The following is a 13,873-nucleotide window of genomic DNA, read 5'->3' as shown; positions in this document are numbered from 1 at the left end:
CACCCCGCTTCACCTCAGGTAGGCGTAGCCCTCCCGGAAGGTGAGCCCCAGGGCCTTCGCCTTCTCCTTGAGCTCCCGGCGGAGGGCATCGAGGGCCCCCGGGAGGCCGTCCCCGTAGTCCTCTTCCGCCTTGAGGAGGTTGTAGAGCTCGGCCACCTGCTGGGCGGTGAGCTCCACCGCCACCTTTGCCTCTTGGTCAGCCCCGAAGGGGCTATCTTGAACCTGGGCCTTGTTCTGGAGTACCGTGGTCATGTTCACCTCCTGGTGAGCCCTAGGGAGGCCTGGCCGCCAAGCACGTCCTCCCTAGGTGTCCTAATAGTACCAAAGTCTTGTGCATAGGTCAAGAGGTATGGGCATATCAATAGTGTTGGCCCTAGTGTTTTGGTAAGCTGGGCTCATGGTAGCGCCTCGTTTGCGGTGGAAGCTCAGGGAGGTTTTGGCTAAGGAGGGGCTGACCGTCTACCGCCTTGCCCAGGTTCTCTCGGGGAAGGTGAGCCGCAATACCCTTTACGCTTGGGCTTCGGGGTCTATCAACCGCCCCGACCTCGAGGCTCTCGCCTGGGTCTTATGGGCCCTGAGGAAGCTCACGGGCAGGCCCTACGGGGTCCAAGACCTCCTGGAGTACGAGGAGCCCTAATCTCTACTATACCCTTGGCCACAAATCGGGAAAACCCCGTCCAGGACGCAAAAAGATTTGTGGCCAAAGGGTTGGCCACAAATGGGGGGGTTGGCCAGAAATCCCCGTTCTTGACTTTCACCGGGGGAAGCCTTGGGGTTTTCCGTCAAAATCCAGGTCAAAAGTTGAGCTACCCCAGTTTCAAACGTTCGCGGGCAACGGCCAAGGCTTTTCTGATTGCCTCTTTGCTCACCCCGCCTTCTACCCCTCCTTGTCTCAGGAAGCAGGCGGTGGGGTGCTCGTCTAAAAGCCGGTCATAGAGCCGGTCGGCCAGGGCCTCGAGGCTAAGCCCCTCAACTTCCTTCCAAGCCAGGAGGAAGACGTCCCGCTCCCTGGTGGGCCAGGGGTCTGGACGGGCCAAGTGGGGGTTTCGTTCTAAAAAGCGCCTTCTTTGTTCCAAGAAGAGGGCGTAGAGCCTTTCCTGCACCTCTTTTTTGGGTAGGATAAGAAGCCTAACGAAATCCTGGTCTTCTATCTCCAGGCAAAAGGCTTGTGGTGAAGAATCGCGGTAGACGCGAATCCGCCCATAGAGAAAGGAGGAAAAAGCTCCGACCAAGGTTGTGGGCTTCAACGCAAAGGTTTTGCCCTCAACTTCTAGGGTCTGCGGGCCTAAACGCTTCTCCTTCAGGACCAGGCCGAGGGTCATTCCCAGCATGGGGTAAGCCCAGGGTTCCCAAGCTTTTGGAAAGCGCCTGCCTCGCTTCCATGCGGTAGCCCGCCAAGCGTCTAGGAGCTCCACCGCTTCCTTGGCACTCGGGCTTGCCCGAATGGAAAGCCAGGTGTCCAGGCTCATGGGATGGGCAAAACGCCCGAGGTATTCCCAGGCTTCTTCGCTTACCCGGGGAGCGGCGGCCTCGAGGGCCTCAAAGGGTTCTGGGTACTCCCAGGCTACCGCTCCCAAAAGGGCTTTGCGCCCGTTCCAGGGCTCTTCCTTCTGGTCTACCAGGTACAGGGTGAGCACTTCCTTCCACCACCTTCAGAATATCCTTCAAAGTCCGCCTCTTTCCTCTCCGTGAAACACCCCGGCCACCCTCGAGTTAGCGAATGGTTCGCTTATGGGGCGGATACGGGCGGAACGAACCCCCACTTTACCAAGTGGAAGTGTCCTTTTTTATGGGCAAATCGGAAGGTGGCGGAGTGGAGAGGACCTAGGGGTAAGCTCCTCATAATCGTGGTGTCGTGGGTTCGAGTCCCACCGCCGCCACCAGCATCGGGATGCGAGGCTTAACCCCCCGGTAACGTGGCCGGGGGGTGTGGCCTTTTGGGGGGCTCGAGGCTGAGGAATCCAGGGACCGAGGTTGGCCTTGAGGGCCTCGAGGTTGCTACACTGGAAACCACGGGGCCCGGGATCCCCCCGGCTGCCCCAGGAGGTTTATGCGCGCCCACATCATTACCTTCGGATGCCAGATGAACGAGTACGACTCCCACCTGGTGGCCAGCGAGCTGGTGAGCCTGGGTTGGGAGCTGGTGGAGAGCGTGGAGGAGGCGGACTTCGTCCTGGTGAACACCTGTGCGGTCCGCGGGAAGCCCGTGGAGAAGGTGCGCTCCCTTCTTGGTCAGCTTCGGAAGGAGAAGGAGAGGCGAGGGCTTCTCATCGGGCTCATGGGCTGCCTGGCCCAGCTGGACGAGGGTCAGCAGATGGCCCGGAAGTTTGGGGTGGATGTTCTCCTGGGCCCCGGGGCCCTCACCTCCTTGCCCGAGGCCTTGAAGGGTAACCAGCGCTTCTGGGACCTCACCTTCAAGGACGATCTTTTGGACTACATCCCCCCGCCTCCCAGGGGAGCGCTTTCCGCCCACGTGACCATCATCCGGGGGTGCAACCACCACTGCACCTACTGCATCGTCCCCACCACCCGGGGCCCTGAGGTTTCCCGCCACCCGGACCTGATCCTGAAGGAGATCGAAACCCTGAAGAAGGCCGGGGTGGTGGAGGTGACCCTCCTCGGGCAGAACGTGAATTCCTACGGCAAGGACCAGCCGGGCTTCCCCTCCTTCGCCGAACTCCTGAGGATGGTGGGGCAGATGGGCATCCCCAGGGTGCGCTTCCTCACCAGCCACCCGGTGAACTTCACCGACGACATCATCGAGGCCATTGCCGAAACCCCTGCCATCACCCGTTACATCCACCTGCCGGTGCAGTCTGGCTCGGACCGGGTGCTTAGGCGCATGGCCCGGGAGTACCGGCGGGCGCAGTACCTGGAAAGAATCGGGAGGATCCGCGAGATTCTGCCGGATGCCGTGCTTTCCACGGACATCATCGTGGGCTTCCCCGGGGAGACGGAGGAGGACTTCCAAGAAACCCTCTCCCTCTACGACGAGGTGGGCTACGACCAGGCCTACATGTTCATCTACTCTCCTCGGCCCGGTACCCCCGCCTACAAGCACTTCCAGGACCTGCCCCGCGAGGTGAAGGTGGAAAGGCTCCAGCGTCTCATTGAAAAGCAGAAGGAGTGGAGCTACCGCCGCAACCTGGAGTGGGTGGGGAAGACCGTGGAGGTTTTGGTGCGTGGGGTGGCCAAGGAGGAAGGGTACGTGCAGGGGCACGACCGCGGGAACCATCCGGTGCTGGTTCCCGCCCACCAGGCTCCCACCCCGGGGCTCTACCAGGTGGAGATCAAGCAGGCCACCCCGCACCTGCTCTTTGGGGAGGTGGTGGGGGCCAGGGAGCCTGCGCCCATCCCCTTGCCCGTGGCCTGAGGAGGCGGCATGCGCCAGCACTTCCTCCCCTTTAGCGGTGCCTTGGCCCTTTTCCTTCTCGTTTATGCGGCCTCCCGCTTCGCCCTTTGGGGGCTTGTCCTGGCAGCCTTTCTTGCCTATCTTCTGTATCTGGGCCTACTCCGCTGGCAGGGAAGGCTTTTGGCCAAGGGGCCTTCGCGGGTAGCCTTGGAGCGCCTGGCCATGAGGGAAGCCTGGCGGAAGGGGGGGTTCTTGAGTCCGAAGGATCTTGGAGCTTTCCTCCCCCAGGACGAAGCAGAACGCCTCCTAGAGGGCCTGGCGGCCAGGGGTTTGTGCCGGAGGGAGGGGGAGGGCTTTCGCTTCTGACCCCCCGCAGGGGATGAGGAAGGTGGAGGAAGCCGAGGCGGTAGTCCTGGGAGCCGGGGTGGCGGGGCTTACCGCCGCCTGGCTTCTCAAGGAAAGGGGCCTGAGGGTGCGGGTGGTGGCCCAGGGCCTGGGGGGGGCAAGCCGGGTGCCTGTGGCTCTGGTGAACCCTTTGCGGGGGAAGCGCTTTACCCTGGCGAGAAAGGGAGAGGAGGCCCTCGAGGCGGCCCTTCGCTTTTACAGCCGCTTCGTGCCCCTGCACCTGGGCGTCTATCGCCCGGTGCCGGAAGGGGAGAGGGAGAAGGTGGCCTCTCGGCTTGGCGGGCTGAAGCACACCTGGGACCAAGGGGGTGTCTTGCTGGAAGAAGCTTTCTGGCTGGAGCCCAGGCCCCTTTTGCAGAAGCTCTCGGAGGGGGTTGGCGTTCTCAGGTCCCGGGTTCTGGCCTGGGAGCCTCCCTACCTCTTCCTGGAAGGAGGAGGGCGGATAAGGGGGGAGGTGTTGGTCTACGCAGGAGGTGGGCAGGGAGCCCATCTTTTGGGCCTGGAGGGGCGGCACATCCCGGGGCTGGTCCTCCTCCTGCTGGATTACTTCCCCCGGGCCATCAGCTACCGGGTCTACCTGGCGGGAAGCGCCCTAGGGGGAAGCTACCTCCCCCATCGTTCTGATCCGGAGGCTCCCCCTCCCACGGAAGGGGAGGTGGAATGGCTTCTAAGGGGTGCGGAAGACCTTCTGGGCTACCGCCCTTCGGTGGCCTCCGCATGGCGGGGAGTGCGCTTCCGGCTGGACCCCTCTCTTCCGCCTGGGGGTGTGGACCTTCCCTACCTGTTTCCCGTGGAAGGTGGCTTTGCCCTTACGGGCTTTGGCTCCACGGGTTTTCTCTACGCCCCCTGGCTGGGGGAAAGGCTTCTTGAGGTCTTAGAATGGTAGGCCGTGTACTCGGGGGCGGTGATCGCCGGGGGGCTTTCCCGCAGGTTTGGGGAGGATAAGGCCCTTTACCCCTATCGGGGAAAGCCCCTGATCCAGTGGGTTTTGGATAGCCTCCAGGAGGCGGGGGAGCGGTTCATCGTGACCAACAGGCCCTATCCTGGCTTTGGCGTGCCCGTGTATCCCGACCTGCTTCCGGGGGCGGATAGCCTTTCCGGCCTGCACTCCGCCCTCTTGCACGCCCGCTACCCCTGGGTGGCGGTGGCGGCCACGGACTTGCCCTTTCTGAGGCCGGAATACTGGGCCTTTCTTTATGAGCACGCCCTGGCCTCCCCTTACCCGGTGGTGGTGGCCTACAACCCGGAAGGCCACCTCGAGCCCCTCATGGCCTTCTACCACCAGGACTGCCTTCCCCAGGTGGAGTTGCAGATCCGGGAAGGGGATTTCCTCCTGAGGCGGGTGATGGAGGTGTTGGGGGCCACCTATATCCCAGCGGAGGAGGTGGTGGTGCGCTTCGGCGCCCAGGTCTTCCTGAACGCCAACCGCAAGGAGGAGCTTCCCTAAGCCCCTGCTCCTGGCTGGGGTCTTTCCGTGGGGGCCACGGGGGGTGGGCTAGGAGGCAGGAGGAGGAGCCTGAGCACCTCTCCCACCTCCTCCACGAAGGTGATCTCCAGGTCCTTTAGGATTTCCTCCGGAACCTCCTTGAGCTCGGGTTCATTCTCCTTGGGCAGGACCACGCGGAAGATGCCCGCTTGGTGGGCGGCCAGGAGTTTTTCCTTCACCCCGCCGATGGCCAGGACCTTGCCCCTGAGGGTGATCTCCCCGGTCATAGCGATGTCCATGCGCACGGGGCGCCCCGTGAGGGCACTGGCCAGGGCTGTGGCCATGGTGATGCCGGCGGAGGGACCATCCTTGGGAGTGGCTCCTTCGGGAACATGGACGTGAAGGTCGTATTCCTTGTGGAACCCCTCAGGCAGGCCCCACTCCTCCCGGTGGGCCCGGAGGTAGGTGAGGGCGGCGTGGGCCGATTCCTTCATCACCTCCCCCAGGTTGCCGGTGAGGTTCACCTTGCCTGTCCCGGGTACGGCCACGGCCTCAATGGTGAGAAGGGCACCGCCATAGGGCGTCCAGGCCAGACCCTGAGCCACCCCCACCTGGGGGGCCTTCTCCGCCCGGTCCGGGCGGTACTTGGGCACGCCCAGGTAGGCCTCGAGGTCCTGGGCGTCCACCACCCGCACGCCCTCCCAGGGGCTTTCCAGGTAGTCCTTGGCGGCTTTGCGGGCCACCTTGGAAAGCTCCCGGTCCAGGTTCCGCACCCCTGCCTCCCGGGTGTACTCCTGCACGATGCGCTCTATGGCCCGGTCGGTGATCTCCAGTTTGCCCTCGATGCCCGCTTCCTTCACCTGGAAGGGCCAGCGGAAGTGACGGGCGATGGCCCGCTTCTCCGGGAGGGTGTAGCCTGGGATTTCGATGACCTCCATCCGGTCCAGAAGGGGCTTGGGAATGGTGCTTAGGGTGTTGGCGGTGGTGATGAAGAAGACCTTGGAGAGATCGTAGGGAACATCCAGGTAATGGTCGGTGAAGGTGTGGTTCTGCTCGGGGTCCAGGACCTCCAGAAGAGCCGAGGCTGGGTCCCCCCGCCAATCGGAGGAGAGCTTGTCGATCTCGTCCAGCAGGAAGACGGGGTTTACCACCCCCACCTGCTTCATCCCCTGGATGATCTTCCCGGGAAGCGCTCCAATATAGGTGCGCCGGTGGCCCCGGATCTCCGCCTCGTCCCGCACGCCACCTAAAGAGATGCGGTGGAACTTGCGGTTCATGCTTCGGGCGATGCTCTTGCCCAAGGAGGTCTTGCCTACCCCGGGAGGCCCCACGAAGCAAAGGATGGGAGCGTGGCCCTTGACCTCCTTCTCCTTGGTAAGCTGGCGCACCGCAAGATACTCCAGGATGCGCTCCTTTACATCCTTGAGGCCATAGTGGTCCTCGTCCAGGACCCGCTTGGTGACGGAGATGTCCAGGACCTCCGGGTCAGCCTCAGTCCAGGGAACATCCAAAAGCCAGTCCAGATAGGTCCGGCTCACCGTGGCCTCGGGAGAGCCGGGTTGCATGCGCTCCAGGCGCTTAAGCTCCTTGAGGGCCTTTTCCTTGACGGCCTCGGGCATGCCCTTTTTCTCAATGCGCTCGCGGAGCTCCTCTATTTCGCTAAGGAAGTCCTCCCCGCCCCCAAGCTCCTTCTGGATGGCCTTCATCTGCTCCCGGAGGTAGTACTCCCGTTGATTCTGGTCCATCTGCTCCTTGACCCGGGCGGCGATCTTCTTGTCCAGCTCAAAGCGCTCCAGGTCGCGAAGAAGCAGGGCCAGGACCTTTTTAAGCCTTTCCTCCACCTCCGGGGTTTCCAGGATTTCCTGCTTTTCCTCGAGGTTCCAGGTGGCGTGGTGGGTGACCAGGTCCGCCAGGATGGCGGGGTCCAGGGTGCTCTTGACTGCTTCCTGCTGGTAGCGGTCCAGGCGCAGGGTTTTGTGGTTTTGCAGGTAGCGTTCAAAGGCCTCCTGCACCTCGTTCACCAGGACCCGGGCGAGGCTTGGGTCCTGCAGGGGAGGCTCGGACAACACCTCTCCCACGGCCCTCAGGTAGGGGGCGGCCACATAGGAAACCAGGCGGGCCCGGTTCCTGGCCTCCACCATCACCTGCAGGGTGCCATCGGGGAGGCGCATGGCCTGCTTGACCACCGCCAGGGTGCCCACCGCGAAGAGGTCCTCAGGGGTGGGGTCGTCCACCTCGGGGTCCTTCTGGGTGACCAGGAAGATGTAACGATCGGCGTTAAGGGCCTCCTCCACCGCCCTTTTGCTCTTGGGGCGGCCCACGTCCACCCCGGTGGTGGTGTGGGGGAGGATCACGGTGTTCCTCAGGGGAAGTACGGGAAGTTCCAGGCGCAAGACGTCCTTCATCTAGCCCTATCATAGCGCCGGCAGGGGCAAAGAAAAAACCCGGGGGCACAAAGGCCCCCGGGAGTGGGTTTGCTTGTTCAAAAGCCCACCGTTACCGTGGCCTTGAGGTTCTTGAGGGTAAAGGTCACCATACTGGAGGGCAGGCCCTGGACCTCGAGGCCCAGCCAGAACTGGCCCTGGGCGATGCCCTGGGTGAGGTTCCTGCCCGTTAGGGTTAAGGGGGCAGAGGAAGAGTTGTTAAAGAAAGCTTCTCCCGATTTTTCGTCGTAGGGGCCGATGCTACAAGCGTAGGCGGGAATGTTGTAAAAGATGCTGAGGTCCATGCAACCGGGGTCGGTTTTGGGATCCTTAAGACGCACGTAGAAGGCTAGGGTGGTGTTTAAGGGCTGATCGGCCTCGAGGGTGCCTTGGATGAGCACGCTTTTGGGGGAAACAGGGGGTGGGTTGAAGGTGGCTGGATTCTTTGGGTAAAGGATTTTCCACTGGGTATTGGGCAGGGCTTGGGCGCTGAAGGTTTGGTCGGGGAGAGTCACGGTAACGGTAAAGGAGCAGGCGGCAAGCAGAAAGCCAAGGCTTAGGACAAGGCTCTTCAAGCCGATACGGAAGCCCTCACGCATGGGCTAGGTATACCTTGGAAAGGACGGCTATGTCAAGGTACCATGGGCCCGTATGCACCGCCTGCTCTTCGCCCTGGACCCGGAGGAAGCCCACGAGCTCACCTTAAGGCTTCTTTCCTTCTGGTCGGAACGAGGGCCCCTGCTGGAGGTTCCTGCGAAGCTTCTTAGGGTGGAGGACTCGAGGCTCGAGGTGGAGGCCTTTGGGCTTCACTTCCCCAATCCCTTGGGCCTGGCGGCGGGGATGGATAAGGACGCCCGGGCTTTGGGGGCCTGGTGGGCTTTGGGCTTCGGCTTCACCGAGGTGGGTACCCTCACCCCCAGGCCCCAGGAAGGGAACCCCAGACCCCGGCTTTTTCGGCTGGTGGAGGACCATGCCCTTATCAACCGCATGGGTTTCAACAACCAAGGGGCCGAGGAGGCGGCCAGGAGGCTTAAGCGCTTCCGGGAAAGGGGCCTTCGCTTCCCCGTGGGGGTGAACCTGGGCAAGAACCGGGATACCCCCTTGGAAGGGGCGGCGGAGGATTACCTAAGGGCCCTGCAGGTCCTGGAGCCTTATGGGGACTATTTCGTCCTCAACGTGAGTTCCCCCAACACCCCGGGGCTACGCACCCTGCAGGAAGGTCCCTTTTTGGATGAGCTTCTTTCCCGGCTCCGCCCCGCCACCCGAAAGCCCCTTCTCCTCAAGATGGCCCCGGACCTCAGTTTTGAGGCCTTGGACCAGGTGGTGGAGCTTTGCCGAAAACATGGGTTAGAGGGCCTGGTGGCGGTGAACACCACCCTGGAGCGCCCAAACCTCAAAAGCCCCCTGGCCAAGGAAGCTGGGGGGCTTTCGGGGAGGCCCTTGAAGGAACGGGCCCTAGAGGTGCTGCGGCATCTTTCGGGGGTGGAGGGCCTCACCCTGGTGAGCGTGGGAGGGGTGGAGGGTCCTGAGGATATCTGGGAGCGCCTGAAGCTAGGAGCCAGGTTGGTCCAGGTCTACACGGGCTTCGTCTACGGGGGCCCCCTTTTCCCCCGCCGGGTGTTGAAGGGCCTGCTGAAGCTTATGGAGGCGGAGGGGGTGAGGAGCTTAACGGAGCTTTGGGTCTCTATACCGTGAGGGTGCAGCCGCAAAGGAGTTCCAGCTCCACCGGGGATACGTGCCGCCAGGCGCCATCGTGGCGTAGGTGGAGGACGAGAAGGGTGTGGGGGTCAAAGACCACCACGTCCTTGACCCCTTGGGACAGGTAGAACCGGGGGGCGATCTCCAGGTCCTTGGCCTCGTAGCCCCGGCTCACCACCTCCACCACCGCTTCCGGGAGCAGGGTGATGGCCTCGTCCAGCTCCTCGGGTTCCCGGCAAAAGAGGGCGATGTCGGGGCGCTTGTAGGACCCGTCGGGAAAGCGCACGTAGACGTCGGCCACGTGGATGCAGGGGCAGGAAGATGCTTCCTTCGGGCGGATGCTCTGCCGGATGCGGTCCACCGCTTTTTGATGCCGGTAAGTGGGCTGGGCTTCCCAAAGGGGGAGCCCTCCCACCCATTCCAGGCGTAGCCCCAGCTGATCGGCCTCCAAGAGTTTTTTTAGCATGCCCCTATTCTAGCGCCTGGTGCACCACCTGCCCCTCCACCAGGGTTAAGACCGGCCACCCCCCTAAGACCCATCCTGCCCAGGGGGAAAACCGGGCCTTGGAGGCGAAGTTCCTGGGCTCCACGGGGCGCTCCTTGGGGTCCAGGAGGACAAGGCTGGCCTCGGCTCCCTCCTCCAGATGGATGGGCTTCAGGCCCAGGATGCTTCGGGGACCGTCGGTGAAGAGCTCCACCAGGCGCTTCAGAGGGAAGCCCCGCTTCAGGTGAAGCTCGGTGTATAGAAGGGGAAAGGCCACCTCGAGGCTCGGTATCCCAAAAGGTGCCCGCAAAAGGTCCATCTCCTTCTCCGCCTGGGTGTGGGGGGCATGGTCGGTGGCGATGGCGTCCAGGGTGCCATCCAGAAGCCCTTCTATAAGGGCTTCCACGTCCTCCTGGGTGCGGAGGGGTGGGGCCACCTTGAGGATGGGGTCAAAGGACTTTAGGGCCTCCTCGGTGAGGGTGAGGTGGTGGGGGGTGGCCTCGGCGGTGACGGGAAGGCCGGCCCTCTTGGCCTCCTGCACCAGCTCCAGGCCCCGTTTGGTGGAGAGGTGCTGGATGTGGAGGTGGGGTTTCTTTTGGCTTCGGCGTACGGCGTAGCGCAGGACCTCGAGGTCCCGGGCGATCCGGGCGGCTTCCGCCTCCTTCGGGTTTCCTGGAAGGCCCAAAAGGTCGGCCAGGGGGCCATCGTTCATGACTCCACCCCGGCGCAAGGAGGCATCCTCGGCGTGCACCGCCACGGGGAGGCCGAAGGCGGAAGCCTGCAGAAGCCCTGCCGCCAAGATTCCAGCATCCTCGTTGGTGTGGCCGTCGTCGGTGAGGAGGGAGGCACCGGCCTCCTTAAGGAGGCCGGCTTCCGTGAGGGCCTTTCCCTCTTGGCCCTGGGTCAGGGCGGCCGCGGGGTGGAGCCGGGCGAGGCTTAGGGCGTGGGCCTTTTTCTTAAGGGCCCGCACGGCTTCCGGGGTGTCCACGGGGGGGGTGGTGTTGGGCATGGAAACCACATCCGTGTACCCTCCTCGCACGGCAGCCAAAAGCCCGCTGGCCAGATCCTCTTTCGCCTCCTGGCCAGGTTCCCTGAGGTGGGCGTGCAGGTCCAGGAAGCCAGGGGCCAGGAGGAGGCCCTTCCCGTCCAGGATCCTTTCCGCTTCCCCACCGCTTAGGCTAAGGATCCTGCCTTCCCCGATGAGCACATCCGCAGGACCCCGTTTCCCTGAGGCATCCACCAGCGTGACATTCTTGATGAGCAGCATGCTTTCCTCTCCCTTCAAAGGGGTCTTTTACCCTTCCCTCCCCACCAGGAGGTGGTAAAGCACCGCCATGCGTACCGCCACCCCGTTCCGCACCTGGCGGTTCACCAGGCTTCTTTCCGAGTCCGCCAGGGTGCCTTCCAGCTCAATGTCCCGGTTCATGGGGCCGGGGTGGAGGAGGAAAGCCCCTGGTTTGGCCTTCTTCAGACGCGCTTCCGTTACCTGGTAATGGGCAATATAGTCCTTCAGGTGGATGAGGCCGGCTTCCATGCGCTCCTTCTGGAGCCTCAGCACCATAACCGCATCCGCTTCCGCCAAAGCCTCGTCCAGGTGAGGGGTGAGCCTGGCTCCGGGAAGGCTTTGGGGGAGAAGGGTGGGGGGGCCTGCCACCCACACCTCAGCCCCGAGAAGAGGGAGAAGCTCCACGTTGGAGCGGGCCACCCGGGAGTGAAGGATATCCCCCACGATGGCGATCTTCCTGCCCTCCAGGGTTCCCAGGGCCTCCAGGAGGGTGTAGGCGTCCAGAAGAGCCTGGGTGGGATGGGCCCGGCGGCCATCCCCCCCGTTCACCACCACTCCCTTTACCCAGCGGGTGGCCTGGTGGGGGACCCCGGCGCTGTCGGCGCGGATGATATAGGCATCTATGCCCATGGCCTCGAGGGTAAGCAGGGTGTCCTTGTAGCTTTCCCCCTTTTGCAGGCTGCTGGCCTGGGCCGCGAAGGACACCACATCCGCGGACATGCGCCGGGCCGCCAGTTCAAAGGAGATGCGGGTGCGGGTGGAGGGCTCAAAGAACACCGTGGCCACGGTGAAGCCCTGGAGGGCGGGCACCTTCTTCACCGGCCTTTCCAGCACCTCAGCCATGACCCGGGCGGTGTCCAGGAGGTTTTCCACCTGGGCTTTGGTCCAGCCCTGGAAATCCAGGAGGTGCCTCATGCTTCCTCCCTTTCCCAAAGCTCCACCCGGTCCTCCCCGTCCACTTCCTCCACCTTCACCTTCACCACCTCGTTTTTGGCCGTGGGGACGTTCTTGCCCACGAAGTCAGCCCGGATGGGGAGTTCCCTGTGCCCCCGGTCCACCAGGACTGCCAGGTAGATGCGCCTGGGACGGCCTAGGTCCATGAGGGCGTCCAGGGCGGCCCGGGCGGTGCGGCCCGTGTAGAGCACATCGTCCACCAGGACCAGGGCCTTCCCCGTGAGGTCAAAGGGGATCCGGGTTTCCCGCACCTGGGGCCTAACCCCGATCTCGGAGAGATCGTCCCGGTAGAGGGTGATGTCCAGAATCCCCACCGGCACCTCCTTGCCCTCAAACTCCCGGATGTACCGGGCGATGCGCTCCGCCAAGGGGATGCCCCGGGTATGGATGCCCACCAAGGCCAGCCCCTCTACCCCCTTGTTGGCCTCCACGATCTCGTGGGCGATGCGGTAGAGGGCCCGGCGCATCTCCTCGGCGTTTAAAAGCTCGGCCTTAAAGCGCACGGTTCACCTCCAAAAAGAAGCGGAGGCCAAGGCCTCCGCCCAGCTTCTTTCTTTTGCCGTTCTGGTATCGTTCCATTTTCCCCCTTTCCGGCCTCGCGGGACCGGTTTAAAGGCTACCCCTACCTTACACCCCCTGACCCGCCCAGACAAGGGGAACCCCCGCCCGAGCGAGACCCCGGGCAGGGGCCAGGCGGCCTAGGCTTAGGCTACCTTGGGCGTTTCCCGGGTGGCGCTCAAGGCCAGGGCCCCTACCAGAACGCCCACGATCACCGCGTTCCACAGGGCGTTGGCCATCCCGCTAAACCCCAGGATCCAGGGGGAGAGGATGAGCCAGATGCCCAGGACCACGTTCACCCACTCCTCCCACAAGGGGCCACCCCGGAGGTGCATGAGGGCCATGAGCCCCACCACTACCCCCACGATGACCGCGTTCCACATGGCGGCGGGGGTGCCGCTAAAGCCCAAAAGCCACGGGGAAAGGATGAGCCAGACGCCAAGGACAAGGTTAGCCCAGTCCTGCCAACGCCGCATACACCCTCACCTCCTTCCAACCGAAGCTTAACCTCCTTGAGTCCAACAAATAGTGAGATTACTTACTTTCTCCGGCTGGGGAGCGGAGGTACCGCCAGGAAGTCCATAAGAGCACCATGGCGAAGACCACGCGCAGGGTGGCCTCGGGTAGAAAGTGGGCGGCTTCGCCTCCCAAAAAGGTGCCCAAGAGTACCCCAGGTACCAGGCCAGGGGCCAGGAGGGTATCCACGTTGCCCAGGCGGTGGTGGGTATAGGCCCCCACCAGGCTGGCGGGTACCATGGCGAGGAGGCTCGTGCCCTGGGCCGTGTGCTGGTCCATGCCCAAGAGAAGCACCATGGCCGGAACCATGATGGTCCCTCCCCCCACCCCCATCATGCCCGAGAGGAAGCCGGTGAGGCCTCCCGCCAGGAGAAGGGTGAGATCCTCCCAAACCTCGCCCCGCACCAGGCCCACGGGGGCCAGGTAGGGTTTCAGGAGAAGCAGAAGGGAAACAAAAAGGAGGAAAAACCCAAAGGCCCGCTTGAGGTCCTTTTCCGCCAGGCTGTGGGCGTAGCGGGCCCCTAGGCGGGCGGTGAGGATGGCGGTAGCCGCCAAAAACAAGGCGGCCTTGAGGCTCAAGGACCCCTGGAGCCCGTAGGTGAGGGCTCCCATGAGCCCGGTGAAGAAGACCGCCACCAGGCTGGTGCCGTGGGCCTTGTGCTGGGAAAGCCTGAGAATCCCCACCATCAGGGGGATCATCACCGTGCCTCCCCCAAGCCCCACGAGCCCCCCAAAGCCCCCACCGAGAAGGCCGATGACGAAGCTCATGGGG

Annotated in this window: 16 protein-coding genes; 6 read left to right on the top strand and 10 right to left on the bottom strand. The window is 63.5% G+C overall.

Going from position 1 to position 13,873, the window contains the following annotated elements:
- Positions 1–9: 9 nt before the first annotated feature.
- Positions 10–252: a hypothetical protein gene (locus tag MI302_RS08455; protein ID WP_038029524.1), complete on the bottom strand. Its 243-nt coding sequence runs from the start codon at positions 250–252 to the stop codon at positions 10–12.
- Positions 253–397: 145 nt separating this feature from the next.
- Between MI302_RS08455 and MI302_RS08450 the strand changes: the two genes are divergently transcribed.
- On the top strand, positions 398–637 hold the full coding sequence (locus MI302_RS08450; protein WP_038029522.1) for a helix-turn-helix transcriptional regulator: 240 nt from the start codon (positions 398–400) through the stop codon (positions 635–637).
- A gap of 169 nt (positions 638–806) precedes the next feature.
- Here MI302_RS08450 and MI302_RS08445 read toward each other — a convergent pair whose 3' ends face one another.
- Positions 807–1,637 (bottom strand): hypothetical protein, encoded by an 831-nt coding sequence (locus MI302_RS08445; protein WP_239725474.1) that lies wholly within the window; start codon positions 1,635–1,637, stop codon positions 807–809.
- Positions 1,638–2,050: 413 nt separating this feature from the next.
- Between MI302_RS08445 and miaB the strand changes: the two genes are divergently transcribed.
- From miaB to MI302_RS08425, 4 genes are read left to right on the top strand one after another with little or no spacing between them, the layout of a single operon-like run.
- Complete coding sequence (gene miaB / locus MI302_RS08440) at positions 2,051–3,373, top strand: tRNA (N6-isopentenyl adenosine(37)-C2)-methylthiotransferase MiaB (protein ID WP_239725473.1); 1,323 nt, start codon at positions 2,051–2,053, stop codon at positions 3,371–3,373.
- A 9-nt stretch (positions 3,374–3,382) separates the two neighbouring features.
- The gene (locus MI302_RS08435; protein WP_038030561.1) at positions 3,383–3,718 is read left to right on the top strand and encodes a hypothetical protein; all 336 of its coding nucleotides are present in this window, start codon (positions 3,383–3,385) and stop codon (positions 3,716–3,718) included.
- Between the two features lie 13 nt (positions 3,719–3,731).
- On the top strand, positions 3,732–4,643 hold the full coding sequence (locus MI302_RS08430) for an FAD-binding oxidoreductase (RefSeq protein WP_239725467.1): 912 nt from the start codon (positions 3,732–3,734) through the stop codon (positions 4,641–4,643).
- Positions 4,644–4,646: 3 nt separating this feature from the next.
- Positions 4,647–5,204 (top strand): molybdenum cofactor guanylyltransferase, encoded by a 558-nt coding sequence (locus MI302_RS08425; protein ID WP_239725465.1) that lies wholly within the window; start codon positions 4,647–4,649, stop codon positions 5,202–5,204.
- Here MI302_RS08425 and lon read toward each other — a convergent pair.
- Together lon and MI302_RS08415 are read right to left on the bottom strand one after the other, a co-directional pair.
- Positions 5,201–7,588, bottom strand: a complete 2,388-nt coding sequence (lon, locus tag MI302_RS08420) for an endopeptidase La (protein WP_239725463.1) — start codon at positions 7,586–7,588, stop codon at positions 5,201–5,203. The two genes, MI302_RS08425 and lon, sit on opposite strands and share 4 nt — an antisense overlap.
- 77 nt (positions 7,589–7,665) lie before the next feature.
- Complete coding sequence (locus MI302_RS08415) at positions 7,666–8,205, bottom strand: hypothetical protein (protein WP_239725462.1); 540 nt, start codon at positions 8,203–8,205, stop codon at positions 7,666–7,668.
- Positions 8,206–8,257: 52 nt separating this feature from the next.
- Between MI302_RS08415 and MI302_RS08410 the strand changes: the two genes are divergently transcribed.
- A complete protein-coding gene (locus tag MI302_RS08410; RefSeq protein WP_239725461.1) occupies positions 8,258–9,301 on the top strand; it encodes a quinone-dependent dihydroorotate dehydrogenase in 1,044 nt (347 codons plus the stop codon).
- On the opposite strand, the gene MI302_RS08405 is transcribed toward MI302_RS08410, so the two are convergent.
- The 6 genes from MI302_RS08405 to MI302_RS08380 all read right to left on the bottom strand — a co-directional run bounded on the left by MI302_RS08405 (position 9,291) and on the right by MI302_RS08380 (position 13,869).
- Positions 9,291–9,770, bottom strand: a complete 480-nt coding sequence (locus MI302_RS08405) for a Uma2 family endonuclease (protein ID WP_126164814.1) — start codon at positions 9,768–9,770, stop codon at positions 9,291–9,293. The two genes, MI302_RS08410 and MI302_RS08405, sit on opposite strands and share 11 nt — an antisense overlap.
- Positions 9,771–9,774: 4 nt before the next feature.
- The gene (locus MI302_RS08400) at positions 9,775–11,055 is read right to left on the bottom strand and encodes a dihydroorotase (protein ID WP_239725460.1); all 1,281 of its coding nucleotides are present in this window, start codon (positions 11,053–11,055) and stop codon (positions 9,775–9,777) included.
- A gap of 27 nt (positions 11,056–11,082) precedes the next feature.
- Positions 11,083–11,988, bottom strand: coding sequence for an aspartate carbamoyltransferase catalytic subunit (locus tag MI302_RS08395; RefSeq protein WP_239725459.1), 906 nt, complete (start codon positions 11,986–11,988; stop codon positions 11,083–11,085).
- A complete protein-coding gene (pyrR, locus tag MI302_RS08390; protein WP_060384556.1) occupies positions 11,985–12,530 on the bottom strand; it encodes a bifunctional pyr operon transcriptional regulator/uracil phosphoribosyltransferase PyrR in 546 nt (181 codons plus the stop codon). The genes MI302_RS08395 and pyrR overlap by 4 nt, the downstream gene beginning before the upstream one ends.
- A gap of 201 nt (positions 12,531–12,731) precedes the next feature.
- Positions 12,732–13,061 carry an SPW repeat protein gene (locus MI302_RS08385; RefSeq protein ID WP_239725457.1) on the bottom strand — a complete coding sequence of 110 codons (330 nt, stop codon included), beginning with the start codon at positions 13,059–13,061 and terminating at the stop codon, positions 12,732–12,734.
- Positions 13,062–13,119: 58 nt separating this feature from the next.
- Positions 13,120–13,869, bottom strand: coding sequence for a sulfite exporter TauE/SafE family protein (locus tag MI302_RS08380; protein ID WP_239725455.1), 750 nt, complete (start codon positions 13,867–13,869; stop codon positions 13,120–13,122).
- Positions 13,870–13,873: the final 4 nt, after the last annotated feature.

It is taken from the genome of Thermus sp. NEB1569 (assembly GCF_022385295.1).
Taxonomy (GTDB): Bacteria; Deinococcota; Deinococci; order Deinococcales; family Thermaceae; genus Thermus; species Thermus scotoductus.
This window is presented reverse-complemented; position numbering and strand designations above follow the sequence as displayed.

Excerpts from the sequence above, each read along its gene's own strand:
- MI302_RS08455 (WP_038029524.1), bottom strand. The coding sequence starts at position 252 with ATGACCACGGTACTCCAGAACAAGGCCCAGGTTCAAGATAGCCCCTTC.
- MI302_RS08450 (WP_038029522.1), top strand. The coding sequence starts at position 398 with ATGGTAGCGCCTCGTTTGCGGTGGAAGCTCAGGGAGGTTTTGGCTAAG.
- miaB (WP_239725473.1), top strand. The coding sequence starts at position 2,051 with ATGCGCGCCCACATCATTACCTTCGGATGCCAGATGAACGAGTACGAC.
- MI302_RS08435 (WP_038030561.1), top strand. The coding sequence starts at position 3,383 with ATGCGCCAGCACTTCCTCCCCTTTAGCGGTGCCTTGGCCCTTTTCCTT.
- MI302_RS08430 (WP_239725467.1), top strand. The coding sequence starts at position 3,732 with ATGAGGAAGGTGGAGGAAGCCGAGGCGGTAGTCCTGGGAGCCGGGGTG.
- lon (WP_239725463.1), bottom strand. The coding sequence starts at position 7,588 with ATGAAGGACGTCTTGCGCCTGGAACTTCCCGTACTTCCCCTGAGGAAC.
- MI302_RS08415 (WP_239725462.1), bottom strand. The coding sequence starts at position 8,205 with ATGCGTGAGGGCTTCCGTATCGGCTTGAAGAGCCTTGTCCTAAGCCTT.
- MI302_RS08410 (WP_239725461.1), top strand. The coding sequence starts at position 8,258 with ATGCACCGCCTGCTCTTCGCCCTGGACCCGGAGGAAGCCCACGAGCTC.
- MI302_RS08405 (WP_126164814.1), bottom strand. The coding sequence starts at position 9,770 with ATGCTAAAAAAACTCTTGGAGGCCGATCAGCTGGGGCTACGCCTGGAA.
- MI302_RS08400 (WP_239725460.1), bottom strand. The coding sequence starts at position 11,055 with ATGCTGCTCATCAAGAATGTCACGCTGGTGGATGCCTCAGGGAAACGG.
- MI302_RS08395 (WP_239725459.1), bottom strand. The coding sequence starts at position 11,988 with ATGAGGCACCTCCTGGATTTCCAGGGCTGGACCAAAGCCCAGGTGGAA.
- MI302_RS08385 (WP_239725457.1), bottom strand. The coding sequence starts at position 13,061 with ATGCGGCGTTGGCAGGACTGGGCTAACCTTGTCCTTGGCGTCTGGCTC.
- MI302_RS08380 (WP_239725455.1), bottom strand. The coding sequence starts at position 13,869 with ATGAGCTTCGTCATCGGCCTTCTCGGTGGGGGCTTTGGGGGGCTCGTG.